This is a genomic window from Streptomyces sp. NPDC001970, assembly GCF_053594115.1.
The window spans coordinates 91,877-108,067 of sequence record NZ_JBSFDW010000009.1 but is presented as its reverse complement, the minus strand read 5'-3'; the positions used below and the strand labels follow the sequence as shown (position 1 = coordinate 108,067).

Genomic DNA, 16,191 nt, shown 5'->3' with positions numbered 1-16,191 from the left:
ATTCGTCCGTCGGGGAGGCCGGTTTGAGCAAGCGGACTCAGGCCGTCAGCTCTCCGATCCTCCGAGCCAGCCGCTGCCGTTGCCGTTGCCGTTGCCCCCGTTGCCGCCGTTGGTCGTGCTCGGTGAGGGGCTGGTGGTCACGCCACCGTCCGTGGCACCGCCGTCCGTGGTGCCACCCGTATCGGTCCCGACGTTGGTCCCACCGTTGTCCTGGCCCTTGGTGGGCGTGCAGTTCCAGTCGAACCGCCCGCAGGTGTTGCCGGGGTCGGGCGTCTCGGAAGGAGTCTCCGAGGGCGTCCCGGACGGCGTCTCGGACGGGCTCTCCGAGGGCGTCTCGGACGGCGTCGGGGTGGGGCTGGGCTGGCCGCCGCCGTAGACGGCCTCGGCGTCGAGAGGCTCCGGCTCCGGGAAGGGGATCACTTCCTCCTTCTCCAGCGCCCCCGACATGTACATCTTGAAGATGTCGGAAGGGAACGACGCACCGTGGATCTTCTCCTGGCCACCGGTCCCGAACATCTTGAGGAACTCGCGCTTCTTGTTCTCCGCGTTGTCGTCCAGGCGGTACATGTCGATCGCGGTCGCCAGCTGCGGCGTGTACCCCACGAACCAGGCGGACCTGTTGCCGTCGGTGGTACCGGTCTTGCCGGCGACGTCACGGCCCGGGACCTGGGCGTTGGTACCCGTGCCCTTCTCGACGACATCCATCAGGACATCGGTCACATTGCTCGCGATGGCGGACGAGAAGGCCAGCTTGGCCTTGTCCTCGTGCTCGTAGACGGTCTTGCCGCGCCTCTCGACCTTGGTGACCGAGTACGGATCGCGCTGCTTCCCTTCGGCCGCGAAGGTCGCGTACGCCCCTGCCATACGGATGGCGCTGGGGGAGGAAATACCGAGCGAGAACGACGGAACGTTGGCCTTGACCAGGCTGTTCTCCCGCAGACCGGCCTTGATCGCCGCCTGCCTGACATTGTCGATGCCGACGTCCATGCCCAGCTGGGCGAAGGGCGAGTTGGCCGATTCGATCATGGCTTCGCGCAGGGTGATGTCCTTGTACGACCTCTGGCCGTCATTGGTCTGCAGCCACTCCTCGCCCTTCTCGTTCCGCCAGACACTCTTGTCGTAGTTCTTGATCTTGAGCTTGTTGACGCCGTTGTACTTGCTCGTGTCGGGGTCGACCCGCCGGCGGGTCTCCGCCCCCTGGTCCGAACCGAGCTCGGGATTGCGCACACCGTCCTGCATCGCGGCGGCGAGCACGAAGGGCTTGAAGGTCGATCCGACCTGGGCACCGGTCTCGTCGGCGTTGTTGGTGAAGTGCTTGGTCGCGTTCTCACCGCCGTAGATGGCGACGATCGCGCCGGTCCTCGGGTCCACCGAGGCGCCGCCGAACTGGACATGGGTGTCCTTGTCCGGGCGCTTCTTCGGGTCGATGTTCTCTTTGTAGACCTTCTTGACGGACTCCTCGAGCAGCTCGACCCTCTTCCTGTCGAAGGTCGTGTGGATCTCGTAGCCGCCCTTGGTCAGGTCGTCGGCGGTGATGCCGTCCTCGTTGCTGTTCACGAAGTTGGCCTTTGCCAGGTCGACCAGATAACCGATCTGACCCCCGAGCTGCGCGTTCTTCTTCTGCTTCTGGAGCTTGGGGAATTCGGTGTATGTGGCCCGCTCCGCAGCATCGAGGTGGCCGTCCTTGACCATCTCGTCGAGGATCCACTTCCAGCGCTTGGTCGCGCGTTCGGTGTTCTTCTCCTTGGTGGCCTCTACCGGGTCGATCTCCGGCGCGCCGTCCGGGTCGTAGTACGTCGCGCCCTTGAGCAGCGAGGCAAGGACGGCGCATTGGCTCGCGTTGAGGTTCTTGGCGTCCTCGTTGTAGTACGTGCGAGCCGCGGCCTGGATTCCGTACGCACCGCGCCCGTAGTACGAGGTGTTCAGGTAGCCCGCCATGATCTCGGGCTTCTCCAGCTGTGTGCCGACCCGGATGGAGATGAACAGCTCCTTGAACTTACGGCTCAGGGTCTGCTCCTGGCTCAGCCGCGTGTTCTTGACGTACTGCTGCGTGATGGTCGAGCCGCCCTGGGTCTCACCGCCCGTCGCCATGTTGAAGACGGCACGGGCAATGCCCATCGGGTCGACGCCCGAGTCCGTCAGGAAGGTCTTGTTCTCCGCCGAGATCACCGCCTGCTGCATGTCCTCGGGGATCTGCTCGATCCCGACGATCTGCCGGTTGACCTCACCACCGGTGGCGGCCATCTGCGTGCCGTCCTGCCAGTAGTAGACGTTGTTCTCCGCCTCCGACGCGAGATTGGGGTTGGGTACCCCCACCATCGCGTACGCGATGGTTCCCGCCACCATCAGGCTGCCGAGGAAGGCCACGCAGAGCCCGGTCACGAGCTTCCACGACGGCATCCAGCGCCGCCAGCCGTACTTGTCGTGGCGCGGATAGTCGATCAGCCGCTTCTTGCCGGGGCTACCGCCCCGCCCCGGGCCACCCGGTCCGCCGTGGCCGCCGCCTCCGCCACGCCGGCCACCGCCGTGGCCTCCGTAGCCGGCTCCACCGCCCTCGGCGGCCCTTCTGCGACCCCCACCGCCGCGTTGCGCGGCGCGCCGGGCCTCGGCGCGGCCGCCGTACGGCTGCTCCTGCCCGTACGCGTCGGAGGGGGATCCTGTGCTGGCGCCCCTGGGCGCTGCGCGGCGGCCTGAGGGCTGCTGGGCGCCGCGCCTGGCCGCGGCACGTCCGCCACCCTGGGGCTGCGGCGGTTTGCGACGGTGCTCGCTCATGGAACGACTACTCCTCGGGCAGGCATGAATGCCTGGAAGCGGCAGTTGAGATCCGGTCCCCCGTAATGAATACGGACGAGCCCGGCGACGGGCTCATCCGTGATGCATCCAGGACGATGACGCTCCCTGGCGTCACACGGTTCCCGGTGGTCTGCATGCCGCACAGACTACGCAGGAGCAAAACCCAACCATGGACGTAATTCACCTCAAATCAGTCATCTCAATTGCTGCGAATTGACGATGTGACGCCGGTCACGACGCCCCCTCTTGTCGCGGCGGGAGCGCCGCTCTATCGTCTGGATGTATCGAGTCGATACATCAGAGCGGCATAAGAGCCGAGGAAGACGGAGGAGGCGATCGATGAGCAGGCGCTCCGGCATCCTCGAGTTCGCTGTTCTCGGCCTGCTCCGTGAGGCTCCTATGCACGGATACGAGCTGCGCAAGCGGCTCAACACGTCACTGGGGATCTTCCGGGCGTTCAGTTACGGGACGCTCTACCCCTGCCTCAAGACGCTGGTCGCCAACGGCTGGTTGATCGAGGAGCCGGGCAGCGCTCCCGAGGACGCCCTCGCCGCCTCTCTCGCAGGCAGGCGGGCCAAGATCGTCTACCGGCTGACGGCAGAAGGTAAGGAGCACTTCGAGGAGCTCCTCTCCCACACCGGCCCGGACACCTGGGAGGACGAGCACTTCGCCGCCCGGTTCGCCTTCTTCGGGCAGACGGAGCGCGAGGTGAGGATGCGGGTGCTGGAGGGCCGGCGCAGCCGGCTGGAGGAGCGCCTGGAGAAGATGCGCGCCTCTCTCGCCCGCACGCGCGAGCGCCTCGACGACTACACGCTTGAGCTGCAGCGGCACGGTATGGAATCCGTGGAGCGCGAAGTGCGCTGGCTGAACGAGCTCATCGAGAGCGAGCGAGCGGGGCGGGACCAGCGACGGTCATCCTCCGCCGGGGACGACGCTCAGCAGGACCACACATCTGGAGAGACGGGCGGCCTGCCCCGGCACCGGGGCGAAGTGGCCCCCCAGGGGAGCGCCTCCGGGCACCCCGACGCGCCGGATCCGTCCGATGACACCACCAAGTGAGGCCTTGCATCCACGCAAGGTCTCGTACGAGAACAAACAGGGAGCAACCGGAATGGGTTCGGTTCGCGTAGCCATCGTCGGCGTGGGCAACTGCGCCGCCTCGCTGGTGCAGGGCGTCGAGTACTACAAGGACGCCGACCCGGCGGCCAAGGTGCCGGGTCTGATGCATGTCCAGTTCGGCGAGTACCACGTTCGGGACGTCGAGTTCGTCGCCGCCTTCGATGTCGACGCGAAGAAGGTCGGCCTCGACCTCGCGGACGCCATCGGCGCCAGCGAGAACAACACCATCAAGATCTGCGATGTGCCGTCCTCGGGCGTGAAGGTCCAGCGGGGCCACACCCTCGACGGTCTGGGCAAGTACTACCGCGAGACCATCGAGGAGTCCTCCGAGGCCCCGGTCGACGTCGTCCAGGTCCTCAAGGACAAGCAGGTCGACGTGCTCGTCTGCTACCTGCCGGTGGGCTCCGAGGACGCCGCGAAGTTCTACGCGCAGTGCGCCATCGACGCCAAGGTCGCCTTCGTCAACGCCCTCCCGGTCTTCATCGCCGGCACCAAGGAGTGGGCGGACAAGTTCACCGAGGCCGGTGTCCCGATCGTCGGCGACGACATCAAGTCGCAGGTCGGCGCGACCATCACGCACCGCGTCATGGCGAAGCTGTTCGAGGACCGGGGTGTCATCCTGGACCGCACGATGCAGCTGAACGTCGGCGGCAACATGGACTTCAAGAACATGCTCGAGCGTGAGCGCCTGGAGTCCAAGAAGATCTCCAAGACCCAGGCCGTTACCTCCCAGATCCCGGACCGGGATCTCGGCGAGAAGAACGTGCACATCGGCCCGTCGGACTACGTGGCCTGGCTCGACGACCGCAAGTGGGCGTACGTCCGCCTGGAGGGCCGTGCGTTCGGTGACGTCCCGCTGAACCTGGAGTACAAGCTCGAGGTGTGGGACTCCCCGAACTCCGCGGGTGTCATCATCGACGCCCTGCGTGCGGCGAAGATCGCCAAGGACCGCGGCATCGGCGGCCCGATCCTGTCGGCGTCCTCGTACTTCATGAAGTCCCCGCCGGTTCAGTACTTCGACGACGAGGCGCGTGAGAGCGTCGAGAAGTTCATCAAGGGCGAGGTCGAGCGCTGACGAGACGGCGCACCGAGCGCTTGTCCTGACGGACATGAGAGGGTCCCCGTGGCTTGTGCCCGGGGACCCTCTTCCTGTGTGACGCTTGCGCACATGCCTGTCGTACGTGATCTGCGCGTACTCCTGCGCCTGACGAACTTCCGCCGACTGCTCACCGTTCGGCTGCTCTCCCAGTCGGCCGACGGCGTCTACCAGGTGGCGCTCGCCACATACGTCGTCTTCTCACCGGAGAGGCAGACCTCACCCGGCGCGATCGCCTCCGCGATGGCCGTGCTGCTGCTGCCGTATTCGATTGTCGGCCCCTTCGCCGGCGTCCTGCTTGACCGCTGGCGGCGCCGCCAGGTCTTCCTCTACGGCAATCTCCTCCGAGCCGTACTCGCCGCCGCCACCGCGGTGCTGATTGTCACCGCCGTCCCCGACTGGCTCTTCTACGCCTCGGCGCTCTGTGTCACGGCCGTGAACCGCTTCATCCTGGCCGGGCTGTCGGCTGCACTGCCGCGCGTGGTCGACGAGAAGCGGCTCGTCATGGCCAACTCCCTCTCACCGACCGCGGGAACGCTTGCCGCAACCGCAGGCGGAGGGCTCGCTGTCGCCGTACGCGTGACCATCTCCGGATCCGACGCCGTGGTGGTGCTGCTGGGGGCCGCGCTCTATCTCTGCGCCGGACTCGCCTCCCTGCGTATGGGACGGGAGCTGCTCGGCCCTGATCCGGAACTCGTGCAGTCACGGCTGGGCGCCGCGGTCGCCTCGACGGTCCGCGGTCTCGTGGGCGGACTGCGCCACCTGGCAGAGCGGCGGGTCGCCGCCCGCGCCCTTGCCGCGATGACACTGCTCCGCTTCTGCTACGGATCGCTGACCGTGATGGTTCTCATGCTCTGCCGGTACGCATGGTCGGAGACGGAATCGGAGGGGCTCGCTCTGCTCGGTCTCGCCGTAGGAATCTCGGGCGCCGCCTACTTCGCCGCGGCCGCCATCACCCCATGGGCGGTGGGCCGGCTCGGGGAGTACGGCTGGGTGGCGACCTGCGCAGGAGTGGCTGCGGTTCTCGAGCCGGCACTCGGGTTGCCCTTTGCGCCCGCCCCGATGCTCATCGCTGCGTTCGCCCTCGGGGTCATCACTCAGGGAGCAAAGATCGCCACAGACACGGTCGTGCAGACTTCCGTCGATGACGCCTTCCGCGGTCGGGTGTTCTCCCTCTATGACGTGGTGTTCAACGTCGCCTTCGTCGCCGCTGCGGGTGTGGCCGCCCTGATGCTGCCCCCGGACGGGCGATCCGTGCCGCTCGTCCTCTCGGTGGCCGCCCTCTATGGCCTCGTGGCGACGGCCATGGCGCGTTGGCGCTAGGGGCGATGTTTCACGTGAAACATCGCCCCTAGCGCAACCAGCACTGCGGTGTTTCACGTGAAACATCGCTCACGTGAAACGCGGCACGGCCGAACTCAGCCCTGCTCGCCCCACCATTCCTTGAGCGCGGCAACGGCCGCCTCGTGCTCCATGGGCCCGTTCTCCAGCCGCAGCTCCAGTAGGGCCTTGTATGCCTTGCCGATCACGGGGCCGGGGCCGACGCCGAGAATTTCCATGATCTCGTTGCCGTCCAGATCGGGGCGGATCGAGTCCAGCTCCTCCTGCTCCTTGAGCTGGGCGATGCGCTCCTCGAGTCCGTCGTAGGCGCGCGACAGCGCACTCGCCTTCCGCTTGTTCCGCGTGGTGCAGTCGGAACGGGTCAGCTTGTGCAGCCGCTCCAGCAGCGGGCCTGCGTCCCTCACGTAGCGCCGCACCGCCGAATCCGTCCACTCGCCGGTGCCGTAGCCGTGGAAGCGCAGATGCAGCTCAATCAGCCGAGAGATGTCCTTGACCATGTCGTTCGAGTACTTGAGCGCCGTCAGCCGCTTCTTGGACATCTTGGCGCCCACCACCTCGTGGTGATGGAAGGAAACCCGGCCGTCCGATTCGAACCGTCGGGTCCTCGGCTTACCGATGTCGTGAAGCAGCGCGGACAGCCGCAGCACAAGATCGGGACCGTCCTGCTCCAGCTCGATCGCCTGATCCAGCACAGTCAGTGAGTGCTCGTACACATCCTTGTGACGGTGGTGCTCGTCGCTCTCCAGTCGGAGCGCCGGCAGTTCAGCGATGAAGTGTTCGGCAAGACCGGTATCGACCAGGAGCGCCAGGCCTTTCCGCGGGTGCGCGGAGAGGATCAGCTTGTTGAACTCATCACGGATCCGCTCGGCGGAGACGATCTCGATCCGGTCCGCCATCTCCTCCATCGCGGTGACCACTTCGGGAGCCACTTCGAAGTCCAGCTGGGCCGCGAAACGTGCAGCCCGCAGCATGCGCAGCGGATCGTCCGAGAAGGATGCCTCGGGGGTGCCGGGAGTGCGGAGCACGCGCGCCGCGAGATCCTCCAGGCCGCCATGCGGGTCGATGAACTCCTTCTCCGGCAACGCGACGGCCATCGCGTTCACGGTGAAATCGCGGCGGACGAGGTCTTCCTCGATGGAGTCGCCGTAGGACACCTCGGGCTTTCGCGACGTCCGGTCGTACGCCTCGGAGCGGTAGGTCGTGACCTCGATCTGAAAGCGCTGGGGAGCACCTCCGACGTGGGCATCCTTCTGGCACCCGACCGTGCCGAACGCGATCCCCACTTCCCACACCGAGTCCGCCCACGGCCGGACGATCTTCAGAACGTCCTCAGGCCGGGCGTCGGTCGTGAAGTCGAGATCGTTGCCGAGCCTGCCGAGCAGCGCGTCCCGGACCGAGCCACCGACCAGGGCCAGGCTGAATCCGGCCTCCTGGAACCGGCGGGCCAGGTCATCGGCGACAGGGGACACCCGCAGCAGTTCACTGACCGCGCGGCGCTGCACATGGCTCAGTGCAGTGGGGTTGTCTTCGTTGGCGTTCGGCACAACAGAAAAGGGTACGTGCCCGCGCCGACCCGGGCTTCCCCGTTTTCGGCGCCCTCGCCACTCTTCCGATCTTGTGGAGCAGTCCCCAGCACTTCGCCACAGCGCACCTCGTTACCATGCGTGGACACACCTAGCGACACCCACCAACGGCAACAGACGACAAGGGACGGACGAACGCGTGGCCGAGGCGGCAGAAATCCAGGGGATGGGTCCTTCTCCTGCCCGCCGGTGGCTGCGGCGCACAGCCGCCCTCATCGCGGGAACACCACTGCTGGCCGCTCTGGTCTGGGTACCGGCGGCCTCACCCGCGCACGCCACGGAGGACGCCACCGGCTCCCGCACCGTGGACGTTTCTCTCGAGTCGCTGACTCCCAGCGCCCCTGTGAAAGACGACACCCTCACCATCACGGGCACCGTGACGAACAAGGGCAAGGAACCGGTCACGGACGCGCAGGTCGACCTGAGGGTCGGGCCGCGGATGTCCGGGCGCCCGGAGATCGATGAGGCCTCCCGGCGCACCGGTTTCTCGTCGGGCAGCGACGCCGGGAAGCTCGGCGACCCGTACGCCGTCAAGCTCCCCAAGCTGGCGGCCGGGATAAGCGAGGACTTCGCGCTGACCGTTCCGGTCGGCGAGCTCGGGCTCGACAAAGACGGTGTGTACCAGCTCGGGGTGTCGCTCTCCGGGCAGACGCCGAGCGAACCGTACGAACAGGTGCTGGGCATCGAGCGGACCTTCCTGCCCTGGCAGCCGGAGGCCGCCGAAAAGAAGACCCAGCTCACGGTTCTCTGGCCGCTCATCTCCACGACGCATCTGTCCGCCGAGACCGGCTCGGACGAACAGCAGACGCCGATCTTCGAGAACGACACCCTGGCGGCCGAGCTCGCCCCCGGCGGCCGGCTCGAGCAGCTCGTCTCGCTCGGCAGCGAGCTGCCCGTGACCTGGGTCATCGATCCGGATCTGCTGGCCACTGTCGACGCGATGACCCGGAACTACCGGATCAAGAACGGGACGGACGGCACGATCGCCGGTCGGAACCAGGCCGTGGCCAAGAAGTGGCTGAGCTCGCTCGAGACGGCGGTACAGGGGGGCAAGGTCGTCGCGCTGCCTTTCGCCGACCCCGATCTGGCCTCCCTCGCACACCGCGGGAAGGACGTCTCCGGGTCTCTCAGCCAGCTTCAGCCGGCCACCGCGGTGGCCGAGACTACCGTCGAGACGATCCTCCACGTGAAGCCGTCCATAGATTTCGCCTGGCCGGTGGAGGGCGCGATCGACCCATCGATCGTCGATGTCGCGACCTCGGCGGGAGCCCACAAGATCATCGCCCGTAGCGACAGCCTCCGGGAGACCGGCTCGGTGTCGTACACGCCGTCCGCGGCACGGCCCATCGGGGGCGGTACGACGGCCGTCGTCGCGGACGAACGGCTCTCCACCGCCTTCCAGGGGGACATGGCCAAGGCCGGGAACTCGACCCTGGCGGTTCAGAAGTTCCTCGCACAGGCGCTGGCGCTGACCCTTCAGGCGCCGGACAAGCAGCGCAGCATCGTGGTCGCCCCGCAGCGCACGCCGTCGGCCTCCCAGGCTCAGACGATGGCGAGCGCACTGCACGGCCTTGCCGGTCAGCGCTGGACGCAGCCTCTCGACCTGATCGCGGCCGCGGCCGCGAAGCCCGACCCCGATGCCACCACCGACGTGCCCCGCGCCTCTCGGTACCCGGACCGGCTCCGGGCACGGGAGCTGCCGGTCCAGACCTTCCAGGACATCAAGGCCACCCAGGAGACCCTCGACAACTTCAAGGTGATCCTGACCGCACCGGACCGGGTGGTGACCCCGTTCGGCAATGCGATCAACCGGGAGATGTCCACGTCCTGGCGCGGTAAGGCGAAGGCCGCGGCCGACTACCGCAGAGGTGTGCAGAGCTTCCTGGAGGACCTCAGCACCGAAGTGCGGCTGATCCAGAAGTCGGCCGTGACCCTGTCGGGCCGTAGCGCCACCATCCCTGTGACCGTGCAGAACAAGCTCGTCCAGGGCGTCGACAACCTCGTTCTCCGGCTGAAGTCCTCGAACCCCACGCGCCTCGAACTCGGCGAGGACAATGTCGTCGCCGAGCAGCAGATCAAGATCGAGGGTGGGCACAGCCAGTCGGTGAAGTTCACGGCCGCGGCCAATGCCAACGGTCCGGTCCAGGTGACGGCACAGCTCTACACGACGGACGGCAAGCTGTACGGCGGCCCGATGACCTTCACGGTCAAGGTTTCCGAGATCACCCCGACCGTGATGCTCGTCATCGCGGGCGGCGTACTGTTGCTCGTCCTCGCGGGCGTCAGGATGTACACCCAGCGCAAGCGCGCTGCTGCGCGTGAGGCCGTCGCCGTGCCTGATGAGGGCGACGCCGCCGAGCAGCCGAGTGACCCGGCACCGGACACCGAACCGGAAAGCGGGGACCCGTCGGGCACGGGTGAGAAAGTGGACCGTTGATCGATGTCGTGGCCGGTCGGCCGGGGACGATGAGGTGGGGTAACCATGAACGCGCCGTACGACGGTGACCGTGGGCAGGGCGCGGGCGACACCGCGCCCTCCCCGGGGACTCCGTACCCCGCGCCAGGTCCGCAGCAGGCGGAGCAGTCGGCGGTGAGCCACGTGCCCACGCCGTCGCCCGAGCCCGCCACGGATCCGTACGTCGACGACGCGTACGCGCACGACCCCTACCGGGAACAGGACCTCGCCGCGCAGGACCCCGTGTCGGAGGCGCTCTATGACCGTGCCGCCCACCCGCCGCCGCCGCACGGCAACTACCCGCAGCCACAGCCGCTGTACCAGCAGCCTCCCGCCCAGCAGCATGCGCCGAACCCGCGGATCTGGGCCCAGACACCGCCACCCGAGCCGGACGGTCCGTCGCGTCGTCTGCCCTACGGGGATGACACCGGCACCGTCCAGTTCACCGGCGTAGACGAGCTCGTGACCAGGGCCGGCGAGGACGAGCCCGAGCCTGACGCGTTCGCTCACCTCTACCGCGACCAGCAGGGATCCGGTCAGCCACCGGCCCCGCCCGCACCGGAACCGGCAGCCCCGGCACCCGCGCCGAAGAAGGCGGGCGGCAGGGCATCGGGGCTGCTGAAGTCCAGCGCGGTGATGGCGGCCGGCACGCTGGTGTCGCGCCTCACGGGCTTCGTCCGCAGTCTGGTGATCACCGGTGCCCTGGGCGCCGCCCTGCTCGGTGACGCCTTCACGATCGCCTACACCCTGCCGACGATGATCTACATCCTCACCGTCGGCGGTGGCCTCAACTCGGTCTTCGTACCGCAGCTCGTGCGCGCCATGAAGAACGACGAGGACGGCGGCGAGGCCTACGCCAACCGGCTGCTGACCCTCGTGATGGTCGCGCTCGGCGCCATCGTCGTCATCGCCGTGTTCGCCGCGCCGCTGCTGATCCAGCTGATGTCGTCCACGATCGCCAATGACCCACCGGCGAACAGTGTCGCGGTCACCTTCGCCCGCTACTGCCTGCCCACGATCTTCTTCATGGGTGTGCACGTGGTCATGGGCCAGATCCTCAACGCCCGCGGGAAGTTCGGCGCGATGATGTGGACCCCGGTCCTCAACAACATCGTCATGATCGTCACCTTCGGCCTGTTCATCTGGGTGTACGGCACGTCCGCCGAGTCCCAGATGAGCGTGCAGACGATCCCGCCGGAAGGCGTCCGGCTGCTCGGCATCGGCACCCTGCTCGGGCTGACCGTCCAGGCGCTCGCGATGATCCCCTACCTCCGCGAGACGGGTTTCCGCTTCCGTCCCCGCTTCGACTGGAAGGGCCAGGGCCTCGGCAAGACGGTCAAGCTCGCCAAGTGGACGGTACTGTTCGTCCTCGCCAACCAGGCGGGCGTCCTCGTCGTCACCCAGCTCGCCACCGCCGCCGGTGAGGCCTCGGGCAAGGACGGGGCCGGTTTCCTGGCCTACTCCAACGCCCAGCTGATCTGGGGCATGCCGCAGGCCATCATCACCGTCTCGGTCATGGCCGCCCTGCTGCCCCGGATCTCCCGCGCCGCACACGACGACGACCCGGGTGCCGTCCGCGACGACATTTCTCAGGGACTGCGCAACTCGGCCGTCGCGATCGTCCCCGTCGCCTTCACCTTCCTGGCGCTGGGCGTCCCGATGTGCACCTTGCTCTATGCCTCCAGCGGCGTTCAGGCCGCGCAGTCCATGGGCTTCATCCTCATGGCATTCGGCCTCGGCCTGATCCCGTACTCGGTGCAGTACGTCGTGCTGCGTGGCTTCTACGCCTACGAGGACACCCGCACGCCGTTCTACAACACGGTCATCGTGGCCGCCGTGAACGCGGTCGCCTCGGCCGCCTGCTACGTCGTGCTCCCTGCCCAGTGGGCCGTGGTCGGCATGGCCGCCTCGTACGGTCTCGCGTACGCCGTCGGCGTCGGCATCGCCTGGCGTCGGCTGCGCAACCGGCTGGGCGGCGACCTCGACGGAGCCCATGTGGTCCGCACCTACGCCCGGCTGTGCCTGGCGTCCGTACCCGCAGCTCTCGCGGGCGGCGCTGTGGGCTTCCTCCTGCTGAAGACCATGGGTCAGGGAGCCTTCCCCTCGCTCGTGGCGCTGGTCGTGGGCGGTGCGGTTCTGCTCGGTGTCTTCTTCGTCGCCGCGAAGAAGATGAGGATCGAGGAGCTGAACGCCATGGTCGGCATGGTCCGCGGTCGTCTCGGGCGCTAGAACCCGGTCGTTCGCGCACAACCATCGTCCGCCACTGTGTGTCGTGCATAGCGCCGGACTGTGGGCACAATTGGCTTGGCTTTGGATATGGCGCAACGGATGGGGAGGCAGGGAACGACGGTGGCGGAACGTAGCACGGCTGCCGTCGACGTGGCCGACAACAGCGGTGACGACCCGCTGGCCGCCAAGGCGGACAAGGCCACGACCGACGGGGTGGCGGAAGCCGACGACACGGCGGAGAAGAACGCCGACGACACGGGCAGCGAGCGCAGGGACAGCGAGCAGCCCATCATCACAACGCCCGAGCTGCACAGCGGCCACAAGCTCGCGAGACGCTACAGGCTCGAGGAGTGCGTCACCCGACTGGACGGATTCAGCAGCTGGCGAGCGGTCGACGAGAAACTTCGCCGCGCCGTGGGCATCCACATCCTGCCCGCCGACCATCCGCGGGCGCGCTCCGTTCTCGCCGCGGCTCGCTCGGCGGCGCTCCTCGGCGATCCGCGCTTCGTCCAGGTGCTGGACGCCGTCGAGGAGAACGATCTCGTCTACGTCGTCCACGAGTGGCTGCCCGACGCCACGGAACTCACCGCGCTGCTGGCCGCCGGGCCCATGGAGGCCCACGACGCGTACCAGCTGGTCAGCCAGCTCTCTCAGGCCATGGCGGCGGCGCACCGTGAAGGCCTGGCCCATCTGCGGCTCACCCCCAACGCGGTCCTGCGCAGCTCGACCGGCCAGTACCGGATCCGTGGCCTCGCCGTGAACGCCGCGCTGCGTGGCATCAGCGCCGACCGTCCGCAGCGCACCGACACGGAGGCGATCGGCGCCCTCCTCTACGCCGCACTCACCCAGCGCTGGCCGTACGAGAGCGACGCCTACGGCCTCTCCGGACTACCCAAGGGCGTCGGCCTCATCGCCCCCGACCAGGTGCGCGCGGGAGTCCACCGCGGACTCTCGGAGCTCGCGATGCGTGCTCTCGTCAACGACGGTGCCACTGCATCGCGGCAGGAGCTGCCCTGCACCACTCCGGACGAGCTGGCGAAGGCGGTCGCGGCCATGCCTCGCATCCGACCTCCGGAGCCCGCGTTCACCCCACCGCCGGAGTACCAGCGCACCACGTACCAGCAGGGCACGTACGGGCGTCCCACGGCCCATGCCGGGGCTGCCGCGACCCAACCCGTGCCGGCTCCGCCCGCGCCGCTGGAGAGCCGCACGGGCAAGGCCCTCAAGTGGGCCGTGTCCGCGCTTCTCATCGCCGCGCTGGGCCTGGGCAGCTGGCAGATCGCCGACAGGCTCCTCGACCACGACACGTCCCCGAAGGACCCGGGAAACACCCAGACCACCGACGACGAGCAGGACGACAAGCCCAAGGCACCGGTACCCCTGGCCGTCCAGGGCGCCGAGGAGTACGCCCCGGACGGCAAGCCGCAGAATGCGGCGGACGTCGGCAACACCTACGACGACGACACTTCCTCGTACTGGCGCACCAAGTACTACCTCGACGGTCCCGACCTGGTGCCGTCGATCAAGCAGGGCGTGGGCATCGTCTACGACCTCGGTGCCGCGAAGGACATTTCCGCTGCCTCGATAGCGCTGCGCTATTCGGGGCCTCACACCACGATCTCGCTCTATGCGGTGGACTCGCTGTCCCCTTCCGGCCCGGTCGAGTCCATGAAGAAGATCGCGACGACTCGGACCAGCGGCAGCTCGGCGAAGCTGACCGTGAAGGAGTCTGTGAACAGCCGCTATGTGCTCCTGTGGATGACTGCGATGCCGTACTCGGCACAGGACGGCGTCAGCGGCGCGGGCTACAAGCAGGGCATCACGGACGTGAAGTTCACCGGCTGACATCAGCGAGACGTGGGGAGGGGGCTCACCGTTGGACAACGCCACACTCGGCGGCGCAAGCGACCAGGAACTCCTGGCGCGCCATGTCGCCGGCGATCCGGACGCCTTCGGTGAGCTCGTGCGGCGGCACCGCGATCGCCTCTGGGCCGTCGCCCTGCGAACGCTGGGGGACCGCGAGGAAGCGGCCGACGCGGTCCAGGACGCCCTTGTCTCGGCCTTCCGGGCCGCACACACCTTCCGGGGCCAGTCCGCAGTGACGACATGGCTCCACCGCATCACCGTCAACGCCTGTCTCGACCGGGCCCGGAAGGCCGCGTCCCGCAAGACGTCCCCCGTCGACGACACAGAGCGGCTGGAGCAGCTTCTCGAGCCTCATGAGTCCGCCGAGGCGCCCGCGGAGCGCCAGGACCTCCATCGCGAACTGCTGGCCGCCCTGGCCAGGCTGCCTGCCGATCAGCGGGCGGCGCTGGTGCTGGTCGACATGCAGGGCTATCCAGTCGCGGAGGCCGCGCGGGTGCTGGACGTGCCTACAGGAACCGTGAAGAGCCGCTGTGCACGGGGGCGGGCGCGATTGCTCCCGATGCTCACTCATCTGCGTGGCGAGGCAGGGGATAACAGCGGTCACGGCGGGGGAAGGAACCGGACGCCAGGGACATCCGTCCCACCTGCGTCGGGAGCAAGGGATGCAGGACCGAGTGATCCTGCTGCTGTGAAGGGCGGAGGTGGGCGCGCGTGACCTCCACGACCGGCACGGCTCAGCACCCGGATGTCTCCGAGATCTCCGATCTCACCGAGGGCCTGCTGTCACCATCCCGCCAGGCTGCCGTCAGGGAGCATCTGGACGGCTGTGCCCTGTGTGCCGATGTACGAGCTTCCCTGGAGGAGATCCGCGGCCTCCTGGGGACGCTCCCCGGTCCGCCACGCATGCCCGCCGACATCGCTGGACGCATCGACGCCGCCTTGGCGGCCGAGGCACTGCTGAGCGCCACCGCGCCGGACGACGAGTTGATCGATGTTTCACGTGAAACATCGATCCCTGAGCCGCAGAGCGAAAGCGCCCCTGCGGACCGCCCCGCAGGACATCCCCGCGCGGCCACGGGTCCCGGCCGGAACCATGTTGCCCGGCGTCGGCGCCGCACCGCCGTTCTGAGCGCGGCCTTCGGGGTCGCTGCCGCCGGGGTGAGCATTCTGCTCCTCCAGTCCATCGGCACGGGCGGAAACCAGGCAGAGACCAAGAGCGGTGTCAGCGCCGCAGACACCGCCTCCGATTTCTCGGAGGACCGGCTCGCCGCACGCGTACACACCTTGCTGGCCTCTTACGGCGCTGCGAAGGACAGCTCACAGGACCGCACCAAGCCCGCACCCCGCATGGAGACGGAATCCTCCGCCGACAGCGACGCGAGCCCTCGTTCCCCGATGCGCACGCCGACCGCCGCCGTCCCCGCCTGTATCCAGAAGGGCACTGGCCGTACCGATCCGGCCCTTGCGGTCGACCAGGGCACCTACGCAGGTATCGAGGCCTATCTCGTCGTGCTGCCGCACCACAGCGACAGTTCTCAGGTTCAGGCCTATGTCGTCGAGGCGGCATGTGTCGACGCCGCGCCGTCCGGCAAGGGCGAACTCCTGCTGACCCACGCCTACCCTCGACCCTGACACTGCCGCCATGCCGCATGGCCTCCGCGGGAATGCATGCCCCGTAGGATCCGTTGGGCGGGGTGGGAGTCGTTAAG

The 16,191-nt window shown here is 67.9% G+C and carries 10 protein-coding genes; 8 read left to right on the top strand and 2 right to left on the bottom strand.

Annotated features, from left to right (window positions below; all coding sequences use genetic code 11):
• Nucleotides 1–45: 45 nt before the first annotated feature.
• On the bottom strand, nucleotides 46–2,772 hold the full coding sequence (locus ACWCP0_RS14105) for a transglycosylase domain-containing protein (protein WP_451079077.1): 2,727 nt from the start codon (nucleotides 2,770–2,772) through the stop codon (nucleotides 46–48).
• Between the two features lie 360 nt (nucleotides 2,773–3,132).
• On the opposite strand from ACWCP0_RS14105, the gene ACWCP0_RS14100 reads away from it, so the two are divergent.
• The 3 genes from ACWCP0_RS14100 (at nucleotide 3,133) to ACWCP0_RS14090 (ending at nucleotide 6,331) form a co-directional block, all read left to right on the top strand.
• Nucleotides 3,133–3,852, top strand: coding sequence for a helix-turn-helix transcriptional regulator (locus tag ACWCP0_RS14100; RefSeq protein ID WP_451079076.1), 720 nt, complete (start codon nucleotides 3,133–3,135; stop codon nucleotides 3,850–3,852).
• Nucleotides 3,853–3,904: 52 nt separating this feature from the next.
• Complete coding sequence (locus ACWCP0_RS14095) at nucleotides 3,905–4,987, top strand: inositol-3-phosphate synthase (RefSeq protein ID WP_451079075.1); 1,083 nt, start codon at nucleotides 3,905–3,907, stop codon at nucleotides 4,985–4,987.
• A gap of 93 nt (nucleotides 4,988–5,080) precedes the next feature.
• The gene (locus ACWCP0_RS14090) at nucleotides 5,081–6,331 is read left to right on the top strand and encodes an MFS transporter (RefSeq protein WP_451079074.1); all 1,251 of its coding nucleotides are present in this window, start codon (nucleotides 5,081–5,083) and stop codon (nucleotides 6,329–6,331) included.
• Nucleotides 6,332–6,426: 95 nt separating this feature from the next.
• Here the strand turns inward: ACWCP0_RS14090 and ACWCP0_RS14085 are convergent, their stop codons facing one another.
• A complete protein-coding gene (locus ACWCP0_RS14085; protein WP_451079073.1) occupies nucleotides 6,427–7,893 on the bottom strand; it encodes a CCA tRNA nucleotidyltransferase in 1,467 nt (488 codons plus the stop codon).
• 178 nt (nucleotides 7,894–8,071) lie between these two features.
• Here ACWCP0_RS14085 and ACWCP0_RS14080 point away from each other — a divergent pair, with 178 nt between their 5' ends.
• The 5 genes from ACWCP0_RS14080 (at nucleotide 8,072) to ACWCP0_RS14060 (ending at nucleotide 16,114) form a co-directional block, all read left to right on the top strand.
• Nucleotides 8,072–10,369: a DUF6049 family protein gene (locus ACWCP0_RS14080; RefSeq protein ID WP_451079072.1), complete on the top strand. Its 2,298-nt coding sequence runs from the start codon at nucleotides 8,072–8,074 to the stop codon at nucleotides 10,367–10,369.
• Between the two features lie 45 nt (nucleotides 10,370–10,414).
• Nucleotides 10,415–12,616, top strand: a complete 2,202-nt coding sequence (gene murJ / locus ACWCP0_RS14075; RefSeq protein WP_451079071.1) for a murein biosynthesis integral membrane protein MurJ — start codon at nucleotides 10,415–10,417, stop codon at nucleotides 12,614–12,616.
• Between the two features lie 120 nt (nucleotides 12,617–12,736).
• Nucleotides 12,737–14,461 carry a protein kinase family protein gene (locus tag ACWCP0_RS14070; RefSeq protein WP_451079070.1) on the top strand — a complete coding sequence of 575 codons (1,725 nt, stop codon included), beginning with the start codon at nucleotides 12,737–12,739 and terminating at the stop codon, nucleotides 14,459–14,461.
• 31 nt (nucleotides 14,462–14,492) lie between these two features.
• Nucleotides 14,493–15,197: an RNA polymerase sigma factor SigM gene (gene sigM, locus ACWCP0_RS14065; RefSeq protein ID WP_451079069.1), complete on the top strand. Its 705-nt coding sequence runs from the start codon at nucleotides 14,493–14,495 to the stop codon at nucleotides 15,195–15,197.
• Nucleotides 15,194–16,114: a zf-HC2 domain-containing protein gene (locus tag ACWCP0_RS14060; RefSeq protein WP_451079068.1), complete on the top strand. Its 921-nt coding sequence runs from the start codon at nucleotides 15,194–15,196 to the stop codon at nucleotides 16,112–16,114. The genes sigM and ACWCP0_RS14060 overlap by 4 nt, the downstream gene beginning before the upstream one ends.
• The last annotated feature ends 77 nt before the right edge of the window (nucleotides 16,115–16,191 follow it).